Origin of the sequence: Exiguobacterium sp. UBA5002 (assembly GCF_002396765.1) — a bacterium.
In the GTDB taxonomy this organism is placed as follows: domain Bacteria; phylum Bacillota; class Bacilli; order Exiguobacteriales; family Exiguobacteriaceae; genus Exiguobacterium_A.
In genome coordinates this window covers 1-18,057 of the sequence record NZ_DGYQ01000033.1, presented here as the reverse complement: position 1 = coordinate 18,057, position 18,057 = coordinate 1, and the positions used below count along the sequence as shown (strand labels likewise).

Sequence of the window (18,057 nt, the reverse complement as noted above, 5' to 3'; positions counted from 1 at the left end):
ACAAAAAAGAGGCACGAATGACGAACACATGTCGTGTGTGTCATCTCGTACCCCATCATATCCCATAATTACTTTTTCTCCGCGAGCCAGTCAGCAACGGCAACGATTTCTTCATCCTCTTTGAGGATTCCAGCAGGCATTTGCCCTTTCCCGTTTTTGATGATTTCCTGGATTTCTTCTGAAGAATACTTCGAGCCGACCTTCGTCAGGTTCGGTCCGACATTTCCTTCAAGGTTGTTCCCGTGACACGATGCACAGTTGTTCGCGAAGATTTTTTCCGCATCGACGGCTGTTTCCGTCTTCGACGAATCATCGTTCATCGTCGATTCTTCCTTCGTGCTTGACGAATCACTAGAGCTTGAATCGTCACTACCGCCACACGCTGCGAGCGCAAGCGTCGTCCCTAACCCTAACGCGAGTAACAAGTTTTTCAGCTTCATCCGGATATCCCCCTCTGTAAGTATCTACATAAACACTTCTGACCTAGTTAGAGTATAACCGTTATCCGGAAGAGTTAAGCATGATTTCACAAAAACTTCACGAGTTCGGAACAATTACGGCACATTGCGGTAGCGTTTATCATCCGTGAAGCCGAGACCGAGTACTTCATGGGCTTCACTGACGACGAGGAACGCTGACGGATCAATGTGTTTGACGATCTCTTTAAGCGTTGTGATCTCCCCTTGACGGACGACGACCATCAGCATTGGTTTGCGTGTCCGCGTGAACGCTCCCGCTGCCTCGATCTCCGTCGCCCCGCGATCGAGCGTCTCGAAGATCTCCTTCACTAACGCTTCCCGTTGATCGGAAATGATATAGGCAAGTTTGTCGTTCGTGATTCCGAGCTGGACGACGTCGATCATCTTGATCGTGATGAACAAAGCGACGAGTGCATACAGCCCAATCTCCAGCGAGAAGATTGTCGCCGCACTGATGACGATCGTGCCGTCAAGCAAGGCGATACACAGATGAAGTGGCAATTTCGTGAAACGATGCAGGATTTGCGCAATCAAATCCATTCCTCCGGTCGACGCTCGCCCCCGGAAGATCAGACCGAGTCCAATCCCGACCCCGGCACCACCGAAGATTGCAGCAAGCATCGGATTCATCGTCGCAGCCGGAACATCGAACCGCTCATATACGAGGATGACGACCGGTAAGAAGATCGACCCGACGAGTGATTTGACCCCAAAGCCCATCCCGAGGATCATCCAACCGATCGCAAGCAAGACGACGTTCGCGACGAGTTGGAACAATCCTGGCGAGATTCCGAACAAATCGTTCAAGACGATCGATAAGCCACTGACCCCTCCCGAGGCGAGTTGGTTCGGTGATAAAAATAAACTAAAGGCACTTGCGACGAACAAGGACCCGATTAACAAATACGCATAATCGCGCACGACTTCCTGACGTGTCGATGTCATGACATTCCATTTCCCCTTATCAATTGATTCTCGTGTTTCATTTTAGCGGAAAAGTCAGACAACGACTAGACAGGCGGAACAACTCACAGTGTTCCCTTTATACCGCACTAAAGGGTGGACTGTAGCGAACGATACCGCTAACGCCACGTAATCCATTCCGTTCGAGTGCAAGAACGAGAAAGACCTCCGGCGGAACGGGGAACGGCGGCTTGATACCGTAGTCAATCGCCCGTCCAAAGCCGAACTGTGGATAATAGCTGTCGTGACCGAGGACGACGATGTGTGATTCCCCGGCGTCACGCGCATCCTCGATCACTTGACGGATTAATTCAGAGCCGATACCCTTTCGCTGCCAAGCGGGCAGGACACCGACCGGCGCTAAGGCAAGCGATGGGATGTCATCGATATGGATCCGGCTCAACAGGACATGACCAACGATTTCTCCTTTATCAGTCACGGCGACGCGACCGAAGACTGGTTGCGCGGCTTCCTCCTCGCGTAACGCATCAACGAGATTCGCTTCGTTTGGTTGTTCGAATGCCGCTTCATGGACGAGCCGGATTCCCGTTGCGTCCTTGAAGCCTTCTTTACGAATAATCATTAGCTGTTGCTCCCTTCGAGTGGTTTCGTTGCGAAAAGCGTGAACTCGGACGGGATATTCTCACCGTTCCAGCCACGATGCTCGTCGAACCGTTCTAATGTGAAACGTGTCGCGATGACGCCGTTTAAGATCTCGCTCAGCGTAAAATAACGGACGGAGACGTCCGGAAAATCGGTTTGTTCCGAGTCCGTAAAGTGCGTCTTGTACGCCAAATCACCCGCTTGTAACGCTTGATCGAAATAACACGGTCGATACGTCAAATCCGCATCAATCCAGCGTCCGACCGGGTGAAAATCACTAAGGATCAGCTGTCCGCCAGGCCGCAAGATCGTAAACAGAATCTGCAGAAAACGCTCGAGATCCGCAAAATAATGCAAAATGCCACCTTCTAAGTAGAGGAGGTCAAACGTATCGCGATATCGTTCAAGGTCAATCGCGTAGAGATCGCCGACGACATAGTGGATTGATGTCTCAGCATAGTGCGCTAGTTCAAGCGCATACTTGGCATTCTCCTCTGAGATATCAAACACCGTGACGTCCGCCCCGAGTAACGCTAACGGCACCGCCTTGCGTCCGTTCGAACCACAGATGTTCGCGATCGTCTTCCCGGCGACGTCTTCGAAATGACGACGATGTTTCTTCAAACATGCGGCTGGATCTTGTTTGATGATCGCAGCATATTCCGCAGGTGTTCCGTCGCGTTTCTCCCAAAATTCATACGCCCGGTACTCCCACGCTTGTTTGTTGATCCGACTTTGCTCCTGCATCACTGTTCCCCCTTTGACGGTCAAAAAACCAGTCGAACATCGTCCGACTGGTTGATTGTCTTACATATTCATCAGACGGAGGTACGCATCGATGAAGCCCATGATGTCACCATCCATTGCTCCTTGCGTGTTCCCGACTTCATAGTTCGTCCGGTGATCCTTGACCATGCTGTATGGGTGGAAGACGTACGAACGAATTTGGCTACCCCATGCGATATCCGATTTTTCACCACGGATCTCGTCGAGTTTCTTTTGTTGCTCTTCGATTTCGCGTTGGTAGAGTTTTGCTTTCAACATCTTCATCGCCGCTTCACGGTTTTTGATCTGCGACCGTTCTTGTTGACATGAGACGACGACGCCTGTCGGAACGTGGGTGATCCGGACAGCCGAGTCTGTCGTATTGATGTGCTGACCACCGGCACCAGAGGCACGGTACGTATCGATCCGTAAATCTTCCGTCCGGACTTCGATGTCGATGTCATCGTTGAATTCCGGCATGACGTCACACGAGACGAACGATGTATGACGGCGACCTGACGAGTCAAACGGTGAGATCCGGACTAAACGATGGATCCCTTTTTCGGCTTTTAAGTATCCATAGGCATTGTGCCCTTGAATACGGAGCGTGACCGATTTAACACCTGCTTCATCACCCGGTTGGTAGTCCATCGTTTCGACTTTCCAGCCTTGTTTGTCGCAGAAACGTTGGTACATCCGCAACAGCATCGATGCCCAGTCTTGCGACTCGGTACCACCCGCACCTGGGTGTAACTCGAGGATCGCGTTGTTTGCGTCATATTCGCCGTTCAAGAGGATTTGGAGTTCGAAGTCTTCGAACTTCTTCTTGAGGTCGCCAAGTTCTGACTCGAGCTCTTCTTGAAGATCCGCATCCGGCTCTTCCTTGATCAATTCGTACGTCAAAGCGACGTTCTCGTGACCTGCTTCGAGTTCTTTGTATTTGTCGACCATCGCTTTTAAGCCGTTCGACTCATCAATGACTTTTTGTGCCGATTCCTGGTTGTTCCAGAAGTCTGGGTACGTCATCTCGTTTTCAAGTTCTTCGATCCGGGCAATCTTCGACTCGAGGTCGAGTGATGCCTTATATTCGTCGAGTTTCTTTTCCATCCACTCGGCGGTGTTGCGAATTTCTGCTAATTCCATGTGTTCCACCTTCTCTTTCCGTGAAAAGAGGCAGGAATCTCCTGCCTCTCTTTCAGTCGATTCATCACTTATGCCTGACGGCCGTGACAGTTCTTATATTTCTTACCGGATCCACACCAGCACGGATCGTTGCGTCCGATTTGATCGTTTGGATTTTTCCGGACCGGCTTTTTCTTGACCGCTTTATCTTCCTTACCCGAAACGGCGACTTCGTCTTGGACGACTTTTTCACGTTTGAGGTTTGGATCGAGATCTGCCCGAAGGACGAATTGTGTCACTTCTTCAGCGATTGCAGCGTTCATCGCATCAAACATCATCGAACCTTCCGATTGGTATTCACGGAGCGGATCGTTTTGACCGTATGCCCGGAGGTGAATCCCTTCACGGAGTTGATCCATTTGATCGATATGGTTCATCCAGTGTTGGTCAACGGCACGAAGAACGATGACTTTTTCGAACTCATCGAATGCTTCGGCTGGTACTTCTGACCGTTTGTGCTCGTAGTGTGCGAATGTCCGCTCTTTAAGCAACTCGATGATCTCTTCGCGTTCTTTTCCGAAGAGGTCGCTTTCCGTGACCTTCTCTTCGATCGCAAGCGTCTGGTTCGCCCACTCCGCAAGCGCACCGATGCTCCACTCTTCCGGAACGAACTCGACCGGCGTGTACTGATGGACGCCTGCTTCGATCGTCTGCTCGATCATCGGACGGACGATATCTGACACGGAACCCGCATCGAGAATCGCTGCCCGGTCCGCGTACATGACTTTCCGTTGATCCGCCATGACGTTATCGTAGCCGAGGACTTGTTTCCGCGCATCAAAGTTGTTGCCTTCGACGCGTTTTTGAGCCGATTCAACGGCACGAGACACCATCCGGCTCTCGATTGGTTGTGAATCATCCATTCCGAGACGGTCCATCATCGACTGCAACGAATCAGAACCGAAACGACGCATCAATTCATCTTCAAGTGAGAGATAGAATTGTGATGCCCCTGGATCCCCTTGACGACCGGCACGACCACGGAGCTGGTTATCGATCCGGCGTGATTCGTGACGTTCTGTCCCGAGGATATAGAGACCACCTTTTTCTAAGACACCTTGACCGAGCTTGATGTCGGTACCACGACCAGCCATGTTCGTTGCAATCGTGACCGAGTTCGCTTGACCAGCGTTCTCAATGATTTCCGCTTCACGTGCGTGGTTCTTCGCGTTCAAGACTTCGTGACGGATGCCACGTTTTTTGAGGATGTTACTGAGCAACTCTGACGTCTCGACGGCAACCGTACCGACGAGGACTGGTTGTCCTTCACGGTGGGCACGTTCGATTTCGTCTGCGACAGCAGCAAACTTCCCGTTCATCGTCTTGAAGATCAAGTCCGGCATATCGTTTCGGACGACCGGTTTGTTCGTCGGCACCGGTACGACGTGCATGTTGTAGATGTTACGGAACTCTTCTTCCTCCGTCTTCGCTGTACCGGTCATTCCGGCAAGCTTCGTATACATCCGGAAGAAGTTTTGGTACGTGATCGTCGCAAGGGTCATGGATTCGCGTTGAATCTCGACGCCTTCCTTCGCTTCGATCGCTTGGTGCAGACCTTCCGAATAACGACGACCTTCCATGACACGACCTGTGAATTGGTCGATGATCATGACTTCGTCTTCGCGAACCATATAGTCGACGTCGCGATGCATGACAGCGTTCGCCCGCAGTGCGAGGCTTAAGTGATGGTTGAGCGCGACGTGTTCGAGACCAAACAAGTTATCAATACCGAAGTATTTTTCAGCACGGTCGATTCCTTGCTCCGTCAACAGAACACTCTTCGTCTTGATGTCGACCGTGTAGTCTTCATCTGCCTTCATGATTTTCGCGAACGCATCGGCTTGCGAATAGAGCGCTGTCGATTTTTCGGCCGATCCTGAGATGATGAGCGGAGTCCGCGCTTCATCGACGAGAATCGAGTCGACTTCATCGACGACGGCATAACTGAGTGGACGTTGAACGCGGTCTTCTTTATAGAGGACCATGTTGTCACGCAAGTAATCGAAACCGAACTCGTTGTTCGTTCCGTACGTGATGTCACAGCTGTATGCTGCTTGTTTTTCTTGACGCGACATGCTAGAGAGGTTCAAGCCGACCGAGAGACCAAGTGCTGCATAAAGCGGCTCCATGATGTCACGGTCACGTTTTGCGAGATATTCGTTGACGGTAACGACGTGAACGCCGTTGCCAGCGAGGGCATTCAAATACACAGGTAGTGTTGCAACGAGCGTTTTACCTTCCCCGGTCTTCATTTCAGCGATGTCCCCGTTGTGCAGGACATATCCACCGATCAACTGAACGCGGTAGTGGCGCATGCCGAGAACGCGTGTCGAAACTTCGCGACAGACCGCGAAAGCTTCCGGTAAAATATCATCTAAGTCTTCTCCGTTAGCGAGACGCTCACGGAATTCAACGACTTTTCCTTCGAGTTCTTGATCCGATAACGCACCGATTTGTGCCTCGAATGCTTCCACAGCGTCTGCTGCTTTTTCGGCTTTCTTCAGGACACGTTTCGTTGGTGCAAATAATTCTTTTAGAAAATTAGCCATGCCTTACAGTCCCCTTACTTCGAACGATTCTTTGAACGAACAGAATTCCGAGATTTTTCCTTTATTCAGTGTACCGAATACGACGTCAAATTTCAACAAGCGGACCGAGTAGCGGTCTCGGTCTTTCGTCATAGAGCAAACGTACCTTGTTTAAAAATAGTTTTCCATCATATCAAAAAGGGACTCGCCCGTAAGAGCGAGTCCCTGTTGCATTCATTATTCTGGTTCAATCAAACCGTAACGACCATCCTTACGACGGTAGACGACGTTCGTGTTGCCCGTTTCTGCGTCTGAGAAGACGAAGAATGCGTGTCCGAGCATGTCCATCTGAAGAATCGCTTCTTCCGTGTCCATTGGTTTGAGTGTGAAACGCTTCGTCCGAACGAGTTCGAGTTCTGCCTCGTCCTCTTCATAGACTGGCGCTTCCGCTTCCGGTCCTTCGAGCGTTTTGAAGTACTCTCCGATGCCGCCTTCTTTAGCGCGTCCTCTCCGGTTCAACTTCGTTTTGTGTTTCCGGATCTGACGTTCGAGCTTATCGACGACGAGGTCGATTGCTGCATACATATCGCCATTGATATCCTCTGCACGGAGCAAGAGGTTTGGCATTGGAATCGTCACTTCGACTTTTTGCTTCTCATTGTTGACTTTGAGATTGACATAAGCCGTTTGCGCTTCCGTAGGAGTTGTAAAATAACGAGTTAACTTTTCAAGCTTTTTCTCGACGTAATCCTTGAGAGCATCTGTGACGTCCAAGTTTTCACCGCGAATGTTATAGATCATGTAAACTCCTCCTTAAGTAACCGGTTGAACCTATGAATTCGAGATGATCCAGTCGTTTCCTTCTGAATATTCGAAATTCTTTGGTTCGTTTTTATTATAGCACGATAAGTGAAGGAAGACCATGAAAACGATGACATTCTCATGAACGTTCACTTCGATTCTTAGCGTACGATAATATTGAAGCATGTTGATGTTAACGTATATACCCGTTTCAAATGGATTCAAAACAAAAACCGCTTTTAGGCGGATGGCCTAAAAACGGTGGCGGCTGCTATTGGATTAGATCTTTGAAACGTTCGCAGCTTGTGGACCACGATCGCCTTCAACGATTTCAAATTCCACTTCTTCGCCTTCTTCAAGTGATTTGTAGCCATCGACTTGAATCGCTGAGAAGTGTACGAAGACGTCTTTCGCGTCAGACGTTTCGATGAATCCATAACCCTTTTCAGCATTAAACCATTTGACTTTACCTTGTTCCATTCGAATTCACGTTCCCTTCGCAAACCAGAGTACGAGAGCAAGCTCTCACGAATTAGTCTATCAAAAGAAGGAATTATTGACAATTAAAAATTCTGATTATTTAGAAACCATTACCACGTAATTATCAATTTCCACCAAGACATTGTTCTATATTTCAAAAAATTACATTGTCATTACATTTGTAATATTGTATTATATCGTTAGTAATTACCTGTTTTATCCATTGTCCCATTTGAGGAGGATGTAGTCGACATGCGACCATTCCATAATGATGAAAAGTATCGAATCACGAAGCGGACCGTAGCGATCTTACCTTGCTACGACATGATGAAGCAGTCCATCATCGTGCTAGAAGATGGTTCTACCATCATGACGCCACTTCGACCGTATCAACTGTTGCAATTATCGTGCAGGCAGTACAATAGTTCTATTGAGGAACGGATCGTCACCGCAAAACGTGTCGCATCCGTGAAAGGAAAAGTCCCGATTGTCATCGAACCGTCACTCGGCCTCGTCTTTTTCCCTACCAAATCACCGAAACGTGATGATTGCGAATGGTACGCTTGGAGTCATATGATTGATGTCCTCGAAGAGGATGGACAGACTAAGCTGAAGACCCGCAATGGCATGATCCTTCCCGTGAACGCCTCTCCTTACATCGTCCGCAACCAAATGAAAGCAACAGGTGAGCTTATGGCTCGCTATCAACAATTGAACGCGATGACATTAGAGGAACGCTTTAATGCAATCAAATCTTGAAAAAACGAAGGTTGGGCGATATTTTCGCTCAACCCTTTTTCGTTTCTGCCGATATATAATAAGATGATGTATTTTGAAAAAAGGAGGACGTTTGATGAATATCCAGTTGAATCCAGCTCGTTCGACGGTACCTGCCGGACAAACCGTGCTTTCGGAGACGAAGACATATAAAGGAACCGTCTTGGAACAAACAGGACCGCATACGGCGCTCGTTCAAGTCGGACGGGATAAAATCGAGATGACATTCACTGGAGATGTTCCGACAGGTGATTTCCAGTTTAAAGTGAAAGGTCAAACGGCAGAAGGTTATCTGATCGAACAGCTACCGGCCGTCTCAGGACCTGACGCTGAAACACCGTCCGCCGTCTCGATTCCGTCAAACGTCGATCCTGCTTTACTCGAAGGCGTGCCGGCAGAACTGAAACCGGCTGTCGCAAAACTTCTTGCGAGCGGTCAGTTGCCTCAAACACCGGAAGTCGTCGCCCAACTGGTCACGGCCCTTCAAGGCAGCTACAAGGATCTTGTCCTTGAACTCGTCTCGCGTCCTGACAATTCCCTTCCACCGGAAGCGGAACTATTGATCGATAGTCTGTTAGCGACGACAGAAGAATTCGTCGATGTCCTTCCGGAACGCGACGCCTTACGCGACCAACCGACATTCGAAAAAGCCGTTGCGCTTGACGTCGCACGTGTCACCTTACCAACGCAGCGTGATATCGAGACCGCGACACCGCTGCACATGCGTCAGTACATTGAACATTTGCCAGCGAAGGAACGCCCCGCACTCATTACGGCGCTTGAGCAAGGAGACGTCGAAACGGTCCGTAAACAACTGACACCTCACTTCCCGCAAGCTCCACTTGAGCCGAAGACGAGTGTCCGTGAACAATTGATCGGTCTGACGGCACGTGCCGCAAGTCCGGTCGAGCAAGCCACTCCGATACGGTCGGCTCTGACGCTCGTCCGGGAGGTGACGCCTCGCTTAGCGGAAGTGACGAGCGACTTCAAGAGCCAACAGCGAACGATTGTGTCACAACTGCGACAAATCGAACCACTCGTCGAGTCCCGCCCGGTGCAAATGGTCGCTGTCATCGAAAGTACAGCACATCGCTTGAAGCAGATGTTCCAGCAAACGGACGCGATGTTGCATACGACGATGCGGGATGAGAAACAGTTGATCCACTTTTTATCGAAGCTCGAACGCGGCGCTGAACTCGCTTCCCTTGGTCGGGGAACGGAAGCGAAGGCACTGCTACAAGAAGTCCGGACGGGCTTTGAAGCCTTCCGCTACGCGCCAGCGAACGTCCGTCCGACCTATTTACCGGAATGGAACGCACCAAGCACACGAACGCCAAATGACGCACCGGCAAAGCTCATACCGTATGAGCCAAAGCAAAACAGTCCGCGGGTTTTACAAGAAACGGTTCAAAAAGCACTGCAGCTGCAAAGCGCCGAGTTGAAGCTCGCTGCTCCGACTCTCAATCCGGAAGCTTCAAAGCTCCAATCGTTCTTGACGACGCAACAGCAAATCAATAAGCCTGACAATCAACAGCAGTTGAATCAGATTCTATTATCGCTTCCGGTACAGATCGTCGAAGCGACGGTCGGTCTTCATGTTCACCTTCAAAACAAGCGACCGGATGAAGTAATCGACTGGGAAAACAATACGTTGTACGTCCAGCTGAATACGAAACGCCTCGGGGATATCGGTGTACGTGTCGAAACCGTCAACCGGAAGATGCAAATCACAATTGAAAACGATCTGCCGATTCTCGAGCGACTCGCTGCACCGTTCCTTGAACGGACGACGGACGCCTTAGAAGCGACCGGTTATCAGGATGTCCGGATTCAGTTCCGACCGTTCACGAAGGAAGAACGACAAGACGTCGTCAAACAAAAGGATGAGACACCAAACGGGTATGATTACCGGATTTAAAGGAGGAAGCCATGTATCAGAAAATCGATTTGAAGCACCGGAAATCTGCTGCCGTTCTGCGTTACGATGAAGCGTCCGGACAAGCACCCGTCGTTGTTGCTCGCGCAACAGGACAAGCGGCAGACCGGATCTTACAGGAAGCACGCGCCAACGGAATCGCTGTCGAACACGATACCTCGTTACTCGGTCATCTGCTCGATCTCGACCTTGGGACCGCGATTCCACCACAACTCTACGACGTCATGGCAGAACTCCTCTTATTGATCGAAGAACTGGACCACGCGAAAGGACGACAGATATGACAGAACAAGAACTGTATCAGATGACCCCACAACAATTGACGGAAAAGATGTTACAAGGACTCGTCTTTCAGTATGAACAGGCGATCACGGCGATTGAAGCAAAAGCGTTTGATCACATGAATGAACGTCTGCAAAAAGCCTACGCGCTACTGACGAAGCTTTCGGAAGGACTGCATGACGACGGCGGCATCATCACGTCCCAACTCGAAGCGTTGTACTTCTATCTCGGTCAACAGACGCTGCGTGCCTATGCAGAACATCACGTGCTCACAGAAGCACTTTTCCTTGCTGAAGAACTGCTGGTTACATGGCAAGCAGCAAGTACAAATAAGCGCCCACTTGCTCGGGCAGCCCATCATGCAGGATATGAAAGGATGGCATACGAATGAAAATCTCAAACAATGTCCAAGCACTAAAGGCGTATCGCAACCTGACGGCGAATCAATTAAACGTCAAGACAACGATGGATAAACTCTCAAGCGGTCAAAAGATTAACCGCGCCGCGGACGACGCTGCCGGTCTCGCCATCTCTGAGAAGATGCGGAATCGCTTGCAGGCACTCGATAAAGCGGAACAAAACGTTCTCGACGGCATCTCGATGGTACAGACGTTAGAAGGTGGCATGAACGAAACACACAGTCTCTTACAACGGATGCGTGAACTCGCTGTCCAAGCAGGTAACGGAACGCTTGCTCCTGAAGATCGTTCTTCGATCCAATCCGAAATCGACCAGTTGACGAATGAAGTGACACGGATCGCGAAGACGACTCAGTTCAACGGCAAAGATATCCTAACGGGTGACTTCGCTGAAGGGAAAAGCGCCCTCTTCATTCAAACGAATGCTGGGGCAAACGAAGGTATCTCGGTCACGGTCGAAGACATGCGTGGGCTGGCGCTCGGTATCAGTACGACAACTGCTCCAGCAACGGGTGGTGTCGCCATGACAGAAACGAGCGGCACGACGGAATATGCGCTAAGCGTCATGTCGAGTGAGAGTGCAAGCACTGCGATCACCCTCTATACGAAAGCAATCGACAACGTTTCAAATCAACGCGCGAAGCTCGGTGCGATCCAGAATCGCTTCGAAGCAACGAATTCCGTTCTCAGTATCAGCCGCGAGAACTTGACGGCATCCGAGTCACGGATTCGCGATACTGATATGGCACGAGAGATGATGGAGTATGCGAAGTACAACATCCTCAATCAATCCGGCATGGCCATGATTGCCCAAGCGAACGCATTACCACAAGGCGTCTTGCAACTACTCAACTAAGAAGGGAGTGTCAGTTATGGACATTCGCCGCATTCAAGAAACACAACGGCTCCAGGTAGCTCGGTCCGGTACTCGGGAAGTCGAGGCATCGACGACCTTCTCTGCCTTAATGCAGGATAAACGAGAACATAAAGGTTATGAACGTCTTCAGCAAAAGTTACTGCTTGTTGAAGAACATGGTCAACTCCTCGCTGAGAGTCATACGATCGAAAACCTAGAGAGCTACAAGGAGAAGATCAAGGACTTCCTGAAGGATGCACTGGATCAGTCACAACAACTAGAAGAGAAACGCGGCTTCAATCGTCGCGGACGAACGAAAATCTATAAAGTCGTCGAACAAGTCGATACGAAACTATTGCAATTGACGGACACCGTCTTATCCGGAGAATCAAGACGACTTGATATTTTAGATCAAGTCGGTGAAATCAAAGGCATGCTTGTCAACGTCTTTGTCTAATCCGACAACACGAGGAGATTATCCATGCCTGAGTTATATTCAAAAAAATGTAAGTGTACCTATTGCTTAAAAGAAACAGAGACGAAGCGTGTCTTGTCGCGTCATATTCGGGTCGAGCGAACGGATTTTGATGGTTTCGTCCATTACCAAGGATCGAACCCCTACCTGTACGAACCGATTCAGTGCTCCCACTGCCGCTTCATCTTTCATGAGTCGTTTGAAAAGTTGCGGACGGACGTGCGTCAGACGCTCGAAGAACAAATCTTGCCGACGCTACCGGTGTTGCCGTTCGCAGCGACGGAGCGAACGATTGAACAATCCTTACAGCTATATAAATTAGCGCTCTATACGGCGCAAGTGACCGGACAAAAAGAAGCAATCCTCGCCATGCTCGGTGTCCGGATTGCTTGGATGTACCGGATGCTCGGAGACGAAGCACAAGAATTGCAGTGGATGGAACGGTCGGTCACGAAGTACGAAGCCTTGTATCTCAATTATACCGATGCTGTTCGTACCGGTATCCCCCACGATGTCCTCTTACTGCGGATCAGTGATCTATACGCTGTATTAAAACGGACGGATGATGCGAAACAATGGTATGGTCTCATCTTCCAAAGTAAGACCGTGTCGGACCGGACAAAAAAAGAAGCACGGGAACATTGGGAATTGTATCGCGAAACACATAACGTCTAACGAAACTACATATAAAAGGAGGATCATGCATGCGACACATGTCTCGCGTCCAGTGGTATGTCATCGTTACCTACATTGCCATTCTCGGATCAAGCTGGTTTCATGCTGGTCCGATTTTTGCTGTCTTCAGTACGATTGCCGGACTTCTCTATTGCTCATGGGTAGCTCGTTCGTCCGGTACGTTACCAATCATCCGGCGAGCAATCGCGTGGTTCACTATCGGTATCATCTTGAACTTTGCCTTCAGCTTCTTACCAACTGCCTGGCACCCACCAGAACTCGATACCGTCGTCAACCTGACGATTACCGGCTTTTTTATCCTGACGGCACGCACATTCGCGAAACAGATCAATTGGTCGACGATCAGGCGCTTACCGCTTCTTTACGTCGACGGGATTTTACTCTTCGGTATGACGTTCGTCTTCGGCTATACGGTCGTCTTACGATATATTCCAGATTTCGCCCGTTCTCCGATCGAACTCGTCGGGATGAGCGGTTTTGCGCTTAGCTTTATCGCACAACTGTTCTTTTTCTTCTTACTTTATACAACCAGCTTGCACAGTACATCACATCGCTTACTGATTCGATCGATGCTTCTCTTCATCTTTGCAATTTTTGGTTACTATACGTTTTTCATCCGGGATCAGCTCGACATCGCCAGTTGGTTCTTCCCGTTGTATCCGGTCAGCTTATACGGTCTCTTGCAGTATTATCGAAAAACACACTCGCCCGAAGCCTCTGAACGATGGACGATCTCGTACCTTCCCTACCTCAGTCTCTTGATTGTCGTTGGTGGCATCTCGTACGCGCCGATCCCATCTACCATCTACTGGAGTAGTCTCATCGGTCTCTTCTCGCTCTTTTTCGTACGCCAATTTTTCTCCGAGCGTCAAAACACACGACTCTTGCGTGAGTTGAGCCTTTCGGAAAATGAGTTGATGCAACGCGTCAACGAAAAAACGGAGCGCCTGGAACTACGAAAGGAAGAGTACCGACGGCTATTTTTAAATCATCCGTATCCGATCGTTCGGATGGACGCCAACGGTCATGAAAAAGCGATGAATCCGATTGCGGAACAGTATTTCCCTGCCGGACAGCTTCCGGATCAACTGATGGAACAGATCGTCCCGATCAGCTGGCAAGTAACACCGATTGAACATCAATTGATGCAACTCGACGACGGACGCGCCTTTGAAGTGACGGTCATCTCGATTCCACATGAACATGATTTCTACATCATCTTAGCGGACCGCACGCATGCTTTGACGGAAGAACGGATGTTACGCTCGCTCGGATACCAGGACGCGCTCACCGGCTTAACGAATCGTCGCTATTTCGAGGAAGTCCTATCGAATGAATTACCACACTGGCAAGAAGGATCGTTATTGTTCATCGATTTAGATGGCTTTAAAGACATCAATGATCAGTTCGGTCATGACGCCGGGGATTTCGTTCTACAAGAGACGGCACGACGCTTAGAAGCCGACCTACAGGAATCAGAGATGGCAGCAAGGCTTGGCGGTGATGAATTCATCGTCTTCCTGAACCGGAATCGTGCGGGTACGATCCATTACGCAGAAAGTATTCTTCAGCGGCTGAATGAAGTCTTTCTCTATCAAGCACAGACGATGCACGTCACGCCTTCGATCGGAATCGCACGTTACCCGGAAGACGGAACGACGACGAGCCTTCTGTTAATTCGCGCTGATGAAGCGATGTATACCGTCAAGCAGGAAGACAAAAATGCTTATCGCTTCAAATAAAAAGAACGGAATCCGCGGATTCCGTTCTTTTTATCGTGTCATGATTCACGGCGATACTTTTCTTCCTCATACACATCCGGTTGTTCCGAGATCGGACGCTCGAGCGCTTCCCATGATTCCGTCTCGACATCCGGTTCAATGAACTGATCGTACGAACCGTCCGATTGGAAATAGGTTTGTAGGACACGACGTTTACCCTGCTCTTGTTTCTTCACGAAAGATTCCTCCCTCACGCAAAAACACTACTGACGCGAATCAAAATACGGAGAAAAGCTATTATCGACATCTTCATACGGATCGACGTATGATTTCCGACTCGACTGGGTCTGACGCAACTGACTAATTTGTACCCCTAATTTAGCCGTTTCTGCTGATAATTTCAAGTCGATTTGTCGACTATCTGCTACCAACTCCTGAATGATCGCTTGATTTGCACCGGCTAGTAAATTGGAGTGTGCGGCAATGAACGCTTCCCGTTCGTTGAGCAGATGTTGAATTTTTTCAATCCAATCATCATATGTCTCGTCGCTCGGCGTCTGATCAAGTAATTCCATCAGCCGTTTCGTCTTGAGGCGAAGCGGATCAAGCGGACTCATCGTTGCTTCGCGAGCTTCATCGCTTCTTTCCACGTCTCGCGGAACTCTTCCGCAAAGCCGATGACTTCCTCGATCGCAGCGACATCATTCTTGACATTCGCATCCATCAAACGCCCTTGCATATAATCGTATAGCGCGTTCAAGTCTTTGGATAATGCAATCGACTGATTGAGTGTCAATTGAAGTTCACTGATGATCGCTTGTGCTTTTTGGATGTTCGTATTTTTTTGTTCGATTAACCCTTGTTCAATCGATCGTTTCGCGAGCATCGCGAATTTGATCAATCCTTCATACAGCATGAGCGTCAAGTCTTGTGGTAATGCGGTTGTGACAGAGTTCGTTTGGTATGTGGCATATGGATTCATGCGTGATCCTCCTTATTACTGGTTACTGGCCTTGTGTCAAATAGTTCGTCAATGTTGCCGATTGGCTATTTGCTTGGTTCATCGCTTGTTCCATCGCCGCGAATCGACGATAGTAACTGTCTTCTTTACGCTTGAGCTTGTCTTCCCAAGACAACATATTCTTATCGATGTCGGCAAGTGACTTACCGAGTCGGTAGGTCGTTGCGACGGCCCCATCACGTCCGGCAACGCTTGAAACTTTATCACGTAAAGTCGTCGTAAATGCTTGAATCTGACGAATGAATCCACTTAGTCCATCTGGATTATTAATTTCTATTCCATCAGGTGGTGTAACTTTTTTGGGTGCCTCGACTGTGAAAAGACGATAGACACCATCCGGATGCTTTTCAAGCATCTCTTTTAATTTGGTTTCATCGAGTTTGATTTTCCCACCGTCTCGGAAATCACTTGTTGTCGTAATTCCGATTTGCGATAACGAATTCAGTGTGATGGGTCCTGACGCAGATGGAATCGTGTAGTCCGTATCAATCTTTGCTGACAACGTACTGCGGAAATCATTTATCCCGTCTCTTAAGAAAGGATCATTCTTCAAGACACCGCTCATCGCTTTCTCTTCCCACTTCTTGACTTCATCTTCACTTAATTCTTTTCGCTGGGCTTCCGTCAACGGTTGATAGTCCCGGAACTTTTCTTCTCGGACTTTTTTATTCATCTTATCAATCAAATCATTGTATTTATCGACAAATTTTTTGATTGTATCAAAGTTCGTCTGTGTATCTAACTTTGTCGTCAACGTCGTCGGACTAGTTGTCGTATTGTTCAACGTAATCGTAAGTCCGTTTTGGACGAAAGTATTGGACGTTTGTTCTAGCGAAGTACCTCCGATTTGATAAGAGGCGTTCGCTCCCGCTTTAGCAATTTGAGCAGGGAGAGTCGTCAGCGCACTTGCATTCTGATCCGCCCATTTAATCTCATCACTTGTATTCAATTGTCCTGTCGCTTGACGAGATATTACCAGCTTCCCCGTTAGATCGTTAAATACCGCACTGAGTCCTAGCTCTTTTGTTCCATTGATTTGATTGACAAGATCACCAATCGTCGCTGTTTCATCCAAATGAAGTGTAACCGTATTCACTGCTTTTGAACCGTCAGCTGCGTATGTCTGAAGCTCTAGACTCGCTTGTTTCGTTGCGCTGTCTATACCAAGTAGTTGACTATCTTTGAGCATCGTCGTAGTAGAAATAGGAGATGTAGTGGGCGCTCCTTGACTAATAGTAAGTGATGCTGGAGTCGCTAATCGGTCGATTCTATCAATCGTGATACTTCCTGTTGCTGCTGTTGAGTTTGCTGTAACGCTTAAGACATTCGAATTCGAACTCACCACAGATTTTGCCGAATAGTTTTTAGATAACAACATATCACTGGCTGCTGTACGTAGATCAAGTAAAGCGCGATTCATCTCACGATAGGCGTCACGTTGCCAGGTCAAAGTCTGCTTTTTTTGAGAAAGACGATCCACAGGTGCTCGTTCTGCCTGCATCAATTGTTTAATCATTGATTCCGTATCGATTCCACTCGCAAGTCCACTTAGACGTATATTTGCCATCAAATCCGTCCCTTCTTCTTAAATTCGCTTGTCAATCAATTGATTGAATTCCATGAACGCCGCAAAAAAATCTAGCTCCTTTTTGTTCGGAATTTCTTTGACTACTTGATTGTTTGCATCTACGACCTGAATGTAGTATTCATTTAGTTTTTCGTGTTTGACGAACTTCAATCCTGTCCGCTGGACTTCGAGTTTTATGTTCGCTTGTTCGATGGCCGTTTCTAATTTCGCAATATGCTGAGGCGTAGGAAGAACGATGACGCCTTCTTCTGATAAGGATTCCTGATTCGCTTCTATAAAAACATTACGTGTCGCTTCATAAGGTAAAACGTTTTGAGGCAGGTGTAGCCGAATTTCCGTATGAATGGAATTCATATACGTACGCTCCTTTATATATTCTCTATTTAAACTATCGGTAAGACAAACAACTTTATGTACTATTTTTTAAAAGATCATTAAATAAAAAACGTTAACGCAAACCGAAGTGATATGCTCCCCAAAAAGTA

Annotated in this window: 21 protein-coding genes; 8 read left to right on the top strand and 13 right to left on the bottom strand. The window is 48.6% G+C overall.

Features of this window, described 5'->3' with window-relative positions; genetic code table 11:
• Positions 1-68: 68 nt before the first annotated feature.
• The 8 genes from cccB to B4C70_RS09760 all read right to left on the bottom strand — a co-directional run bounded on the left by cccB (position 69) and on the right by B4C70_RS09760 (position 7,801).
• Positions 69-440, bottom strand: a complete 372-nt coding sequence (gene cccB / locus B4C70_RS09795) for a cytochrome c551 (RefSeq protein WP_208796364.1) — start codon at positions 438-440, stop codon at positions 69-71.
• Between the two features lie 114 nt (positions 441-554).
• A complete protein-coding gene (locus B4C70_RS09790) occupies positions 555-1,424 on the bottom strand; it encodes a YitT family protein (protein WP_290778912.1) in 870 nt (289 codons plus the stop codon).
• 97 nt (positions 1,425-1,521) lie between these two features.
• Positions 1,522-2,025 carry a GNAT family N-acetyltransferase gene (locus tag B4C70_RS09785; RefSeq protein WP_290778909.1) on the bottom strand — a complete coding sequence of 168 codons (504 nt, stop codon included), beginning with the start codon at positions 2,023-2,025 and terminating at the stop codon, positions 1,522-1,524.
• Positions 2,025-2,792, bottom strand: a complete 768-nt coding sequence (locus tag B4C70_RS09780) for a class I SAM-dependent methyltransferase (protein WP_290778906.1) — start codon at positions 2,790-2,792, stop codon at positions 2,025-2,027. The genes B4C70_RS09785 and B4C70_RS09780 overlap by 1 nt, the downstream gene beginning before the upstream one ends.
• A 60-nt stretch (positions 2,793-2,852) precedes the next feature.
• Positions 2,853-3,953 carry a peptide chain release factor 2 gene (gene prfB, locus B4C70_RS09775; protein WP_023469245.1) on the bottom strand — a complete coding sequence of 367 codons (1,101 nt, stop codon included), beginning with the start codon at positions 3,951-3,953 and terminating at the stop codon, positions 2,853-2,855.
• A 68-nt stretch (positions 3,954-4,021) separates the two neighbouring features.
• Complete coding sequence (gene secA, locus B4C70_RS09770) at positions 4,022-6,541, bottom strand: preprotein translocase subunit SecA (protein WP_290778903.1); 2,520 nt, start codon at positions 6,539-6,541, stop codon at positions 4,022-4,024.
• A 216-nt stretch (positions 6,542-6,757) separates the two neighbouring features.
• Entirely contained in the window at positions 6,758-7,321 is a 564-nt protein-coding gene (hpf, locus tag B4C70_RS09765) for a ribosome hibernation-promoting factor, HPF/YfiA family (RefSeq protein ID WP_023469247.1), read from the bottom strand.
• A gap of 279 nt (positions 7,322-7,600) precedes the next feature.
• Positions 7,601-7,801 carry a cold shock domain-containing protein gene (locus tag B4C70_RS09760; protein WP_023469248.1) on the bottom strand — a complete coding sequence of 67 codons (201 nt, stop codon included), beginning with the start codon at positions 7,799-7,801 and terminating at the stop codon, positions 7,601-7,603.
• Between the two features lie 252 nt (positions 7,802-8,053).
• Between B4C70_RS09760 and B4C70_RS09755 the strand changes: the two genes are divergently transcribed.
• The 8 genes from B4C70_RS09755 to B4C70_RS09720 all read left to right on the top strand — a co-directional run bounded on the left by B4C70_RS09755 (position 8,054) and on the right by B4C70_RS09720 (position 14,984).
• Positions 8,054-8,560, top strand: coding sequence for a competence protein ComK (locus B4C70_RS09755; protein ID WP_023469249.1), 507 nt, complete (start codon positions 8,054-8,056; stop codon positions 8,558-8,560).
• Positions 8,561-8,654: 94 nt separating this feature from the next.
• Positions 8,655-10,496, top strand: coding sequence for a hypothetical protein (locus tag B4C70_RS09750; protein ID WP_290778898.1), 1,842 nt, complete (start codon positions 8,655-8,657; stop codon positions 10,494-10,496).
• Positions 10,497-10,507: 11 nt separating this feature from the next.
• Complete coding sequence (locus B4C70_RS09745) at positions 10,508-10,798, top strand: EscU/YscU/HrcU family type III secretion system export apparatus switch protein (protein WP_214746720.1); 291 nt, start codon at positions 10,508-10,510, stop codon at positions 10,796-10,798.
• Positions 10,795-11,187 carry a flagellar export chaperone FliS gene (gene fliS, locus B4C70_RS09740; protein ID WP_290778894.1) on the top strand — a complete coding sequence of 131 codons (393 nt, stop codon included), beginning with the start codon at positions 10,795-10,797 and terminating at the stop codon, positions 11,185-11,187. The genes B4C70_RS09745 and fliS (B4C70_RS09740) overlap by 4 nt, the downstream gene beginning before the upstream one ends.
• Positions 11,184-12,071, top strand: a complete 888-nt coding sequence (locus B4C70_RS09735; protein ID WP_290778891.1) for a flagellin — start codon at positions 11,184-11,186, stop codon at positions 12,069-12,071. The genes fliS (B4C70_RS09740) and B4C70_RS09735 overlap by 4 nt, the downstream gene beginning before the upstream one ends.
• A gap of 16 nt (positions 12,072-12,087) precedes the next feature.
• Positions 12,088-12,528, top strand: coding sequence for a YaaR family protein (locus B4C70_RS09730; protein ID WP_023469254.1), 441 nt, complete (start codon positions 12,088-12,090; stop codon positions 12,526-12,528).
• Positions 12,529-12,552: 24 nt separating this feature from the next.
• On the top strand, positions 12,553-13,221 hold the full coding sequence (locus B4C70_RS09725; protein WP_290778887.1) for a DUF2225 domain-containing protein: 669 nt from the start codon (positions 12,553-12,555) through the stop codon (positions 13,219-13,221).
• A gap of 29 nt (positions 13,222-13,250) precedes the next feature.
• Positions 13,251-14,984: a GGDEF domain-containing protein gene (locus B4C70_RS09720; protein WP_290778883.1), complete on the top strand. Its 1,734-nt coding sequence runs from the start codon at positions 13,251-13,253 to the stop codon at positions 14,982-14,984.
• A 38-nt stretch (positions 14,985-15,022) separates the two neighbouring features.
• Here the strand turns inward: B4C70_RS09720 and B4C70_RS09715 are convergent, their stop codons facing one another.
• The 5 genes from B4C70_RS09715 to B4C70_RS09695 are packed head-to-tail and all read right to left on the bottom strand — an operon-like array spanning position 15,023 to position 17,926.
• Positions 15,023-15,199, bottom strand: a complete 177-nt coding sequence (locus B4C70_RS09715; protein WP_290778880.1) for a hypothetical protein — start codon at positions 15,197-15,199, stop codon at positions 15,023-15,025.
• Between the two features lie 27 nt (positions 15,200-15,226).
• Positions 15,227-15,613: a hypothetical protein gene (locus B4C70_RS09710; RefSeq protein ID WP_254606208.1), complete on the bottom strand. Its 387-nt coding sequence runs from the start codon at positions 15,611-15,613 to the stop codon at positions 15,227-15,229.
• Positions 15,577-15,945 carry a flagellar export chaperone FliS gene (gene fliS, locus B4C70_RS09705; protein WP_058264652.1) on the bottom strand — a complete coding sequence of 123 codons (369 nt, stop codon included), beginning with the start codon at positions 15,943-15,945 and terminating at the stop codon, positions 15,577-15,579. The genes B4C70_RS09710 and fliS (B4C70_RS09705) overlap by 37 nt, the downstream gene beginning before the upstream one ends.
• A 22-nt stretch (positions 15,946-15,967) precedes the next feature.
• Entirely contained in the window at positions 15,968-17,551 is a 1,584-nt protein-coding gene (gene fliD / locus B4C70_RS09700) for a flagellar filament capping protein FliD (protein WP_290778871.1), read from the bottom strand.
• An 18-nt stretch (positions 17,552-17,569) separates the two neighbouring features.
• A complete protein-coding gene (locus B4C70_RS09695; RefSeq protein WP_290778867.1) occupies positions 17,570-17,926 on the bottom strand; it encodes a flagellar protein FlaG in 357 nt (118 codons plus the stop codon).
• Between the last annotated feature and the right edge of the window lie 131 nt (positions 17,927-18,057).

Excerpts from the sequence above, each read along its gene's own strand:
- cccB (WP_208796364.1), bottom strand. The coding sequence starts at position 440 with ATGAAGCTGAAAAACTTGTTACTCGCGTTAGGGTTAGGGACGACGCTT.
- B4C70_RS09790 (WP_290778912.1), bottom strand. The coding sequence starts at position 1,424 with ATGACATCGACACGTCAGGAAGTCGTGCGCGATTATGCGTATTTGTTA.
- B4C70_RS09785 (WP_290778909.1), bottom strand. The coding sequence starts at position 2,025 with ATGATTATTCGTAAAGAAGGCTTCAAGGACGCAACGGGAATCCGGCTC.
- B4C70_RS09780 (WP_290778906.1), bottom strand. The coding sequence starts at position 2,792 with ATGCAGGAGCAAAGTCGGATCAACAAACAAGCGTGGGAGTACCGGGCG.
- prfB (WP_023469245.1), bottom strand. The coding sequence starts at position 3,953 with ATGGAATTAGCAGAAATTCGCAACACCGCCGAGTGGATGGAAAAGAAA.
- secA (WP_290778903.1), bottom strand. The coding sequence starts at position 6,541 with ATGGCTAATTTTCTAAAAGAATTATTTGCACCAACGAAACGTGTCCTG.
- hpf (WP_023469247.1), bottom strand. The coding sequence starts at position 7,321 with ATGATCTATAACATTCGCGGTGAAAACTTGGACGTCACAGATGCTCTC.
- B4C70_RS09760 (WP_023469248.1), bottom strand. The coding sequence starts at position 7,801 with ATGGAACAAGGTAAAGTCAAATGGTTTAATGCTGAAAAGGGTTATGGA.
- B4C70_RS09755 (WP_023469249.1), top strand. The coding sequence starts at position 8,054 with ATGCGACCATTCCATAATGATGAAAAGTATCGAATCACGAAGCGGACC.
- B4C70_RS09750 (WP_290778898.1), top strand. The coding sequence starts at position 8,655 with ATGAATATCCAGTTGAATCCAGCTCGTTCGACGGTACCTGCCGGACAA.
- B4C70_RS09745 (WP_214746720.1), top strand. The coding sequence starts at position 10,508 with ATGTATCAGAAAATCGATTTGAAGCACCGGAAATCTGCTGCCGTTCTG.
- fliS (WP_290778894.1), top strand. The coding sequence starts at position 10,795 with ATGACAGAACAAGAACTGTATCAGATGACCCCACAACAATTGACGGAA.
- B4C70_RS09735 (WP_290778891.1), top strand. The coding sequence starts at position 11,184 with ATGAAAATCTCAAACAATGTCCAAGCACTAAAGGCGTATCGCAACCTG.
- B4C70_RS09730 (WP_023469254.1), top strand. The coding sequence starts at position 12,088 with ATGGACATTCGCCGCATTCAAGAAACACAACGGCTCCAGGTAGCTCGG.
- B4C70_RS09725 (WP_290778887.1), top strand. The coding sequence starts at position 12,553 with ATGCCTGAGTTATATTCAAAAAAATGTAAGTGTACCTATTGCTTAAAA.
- B4C70_RS09720 (WP_290778883.1), top strand. The coding sequence starts at position 13,251 with ATGCGACACATGTCTCGCGTCCAGTGGTATGTCATCGTTACCTACATT.
- fliS (WP_058264652.1), bottom strand. The coding sequence starts at position 15,945 with ATGAATCCATATGCCACATACCAAACGAACTCTGTCACAACCGCATTA.
- fliD (WP_290778871.1), bottom strand. The coding sequence starts at position 17,551 with ATGGCAAATATACGTCTAAGTGGACTTGCGAGTGGAATCGATACGGAA.
- B4C70_RS09695 (WP_290778867.1), bottom strand. The coding sequence starts at position 17,926 with ATGAATTCCATTCATACGGAAATTCGGCTACACCTGCCTCAAAACGTT.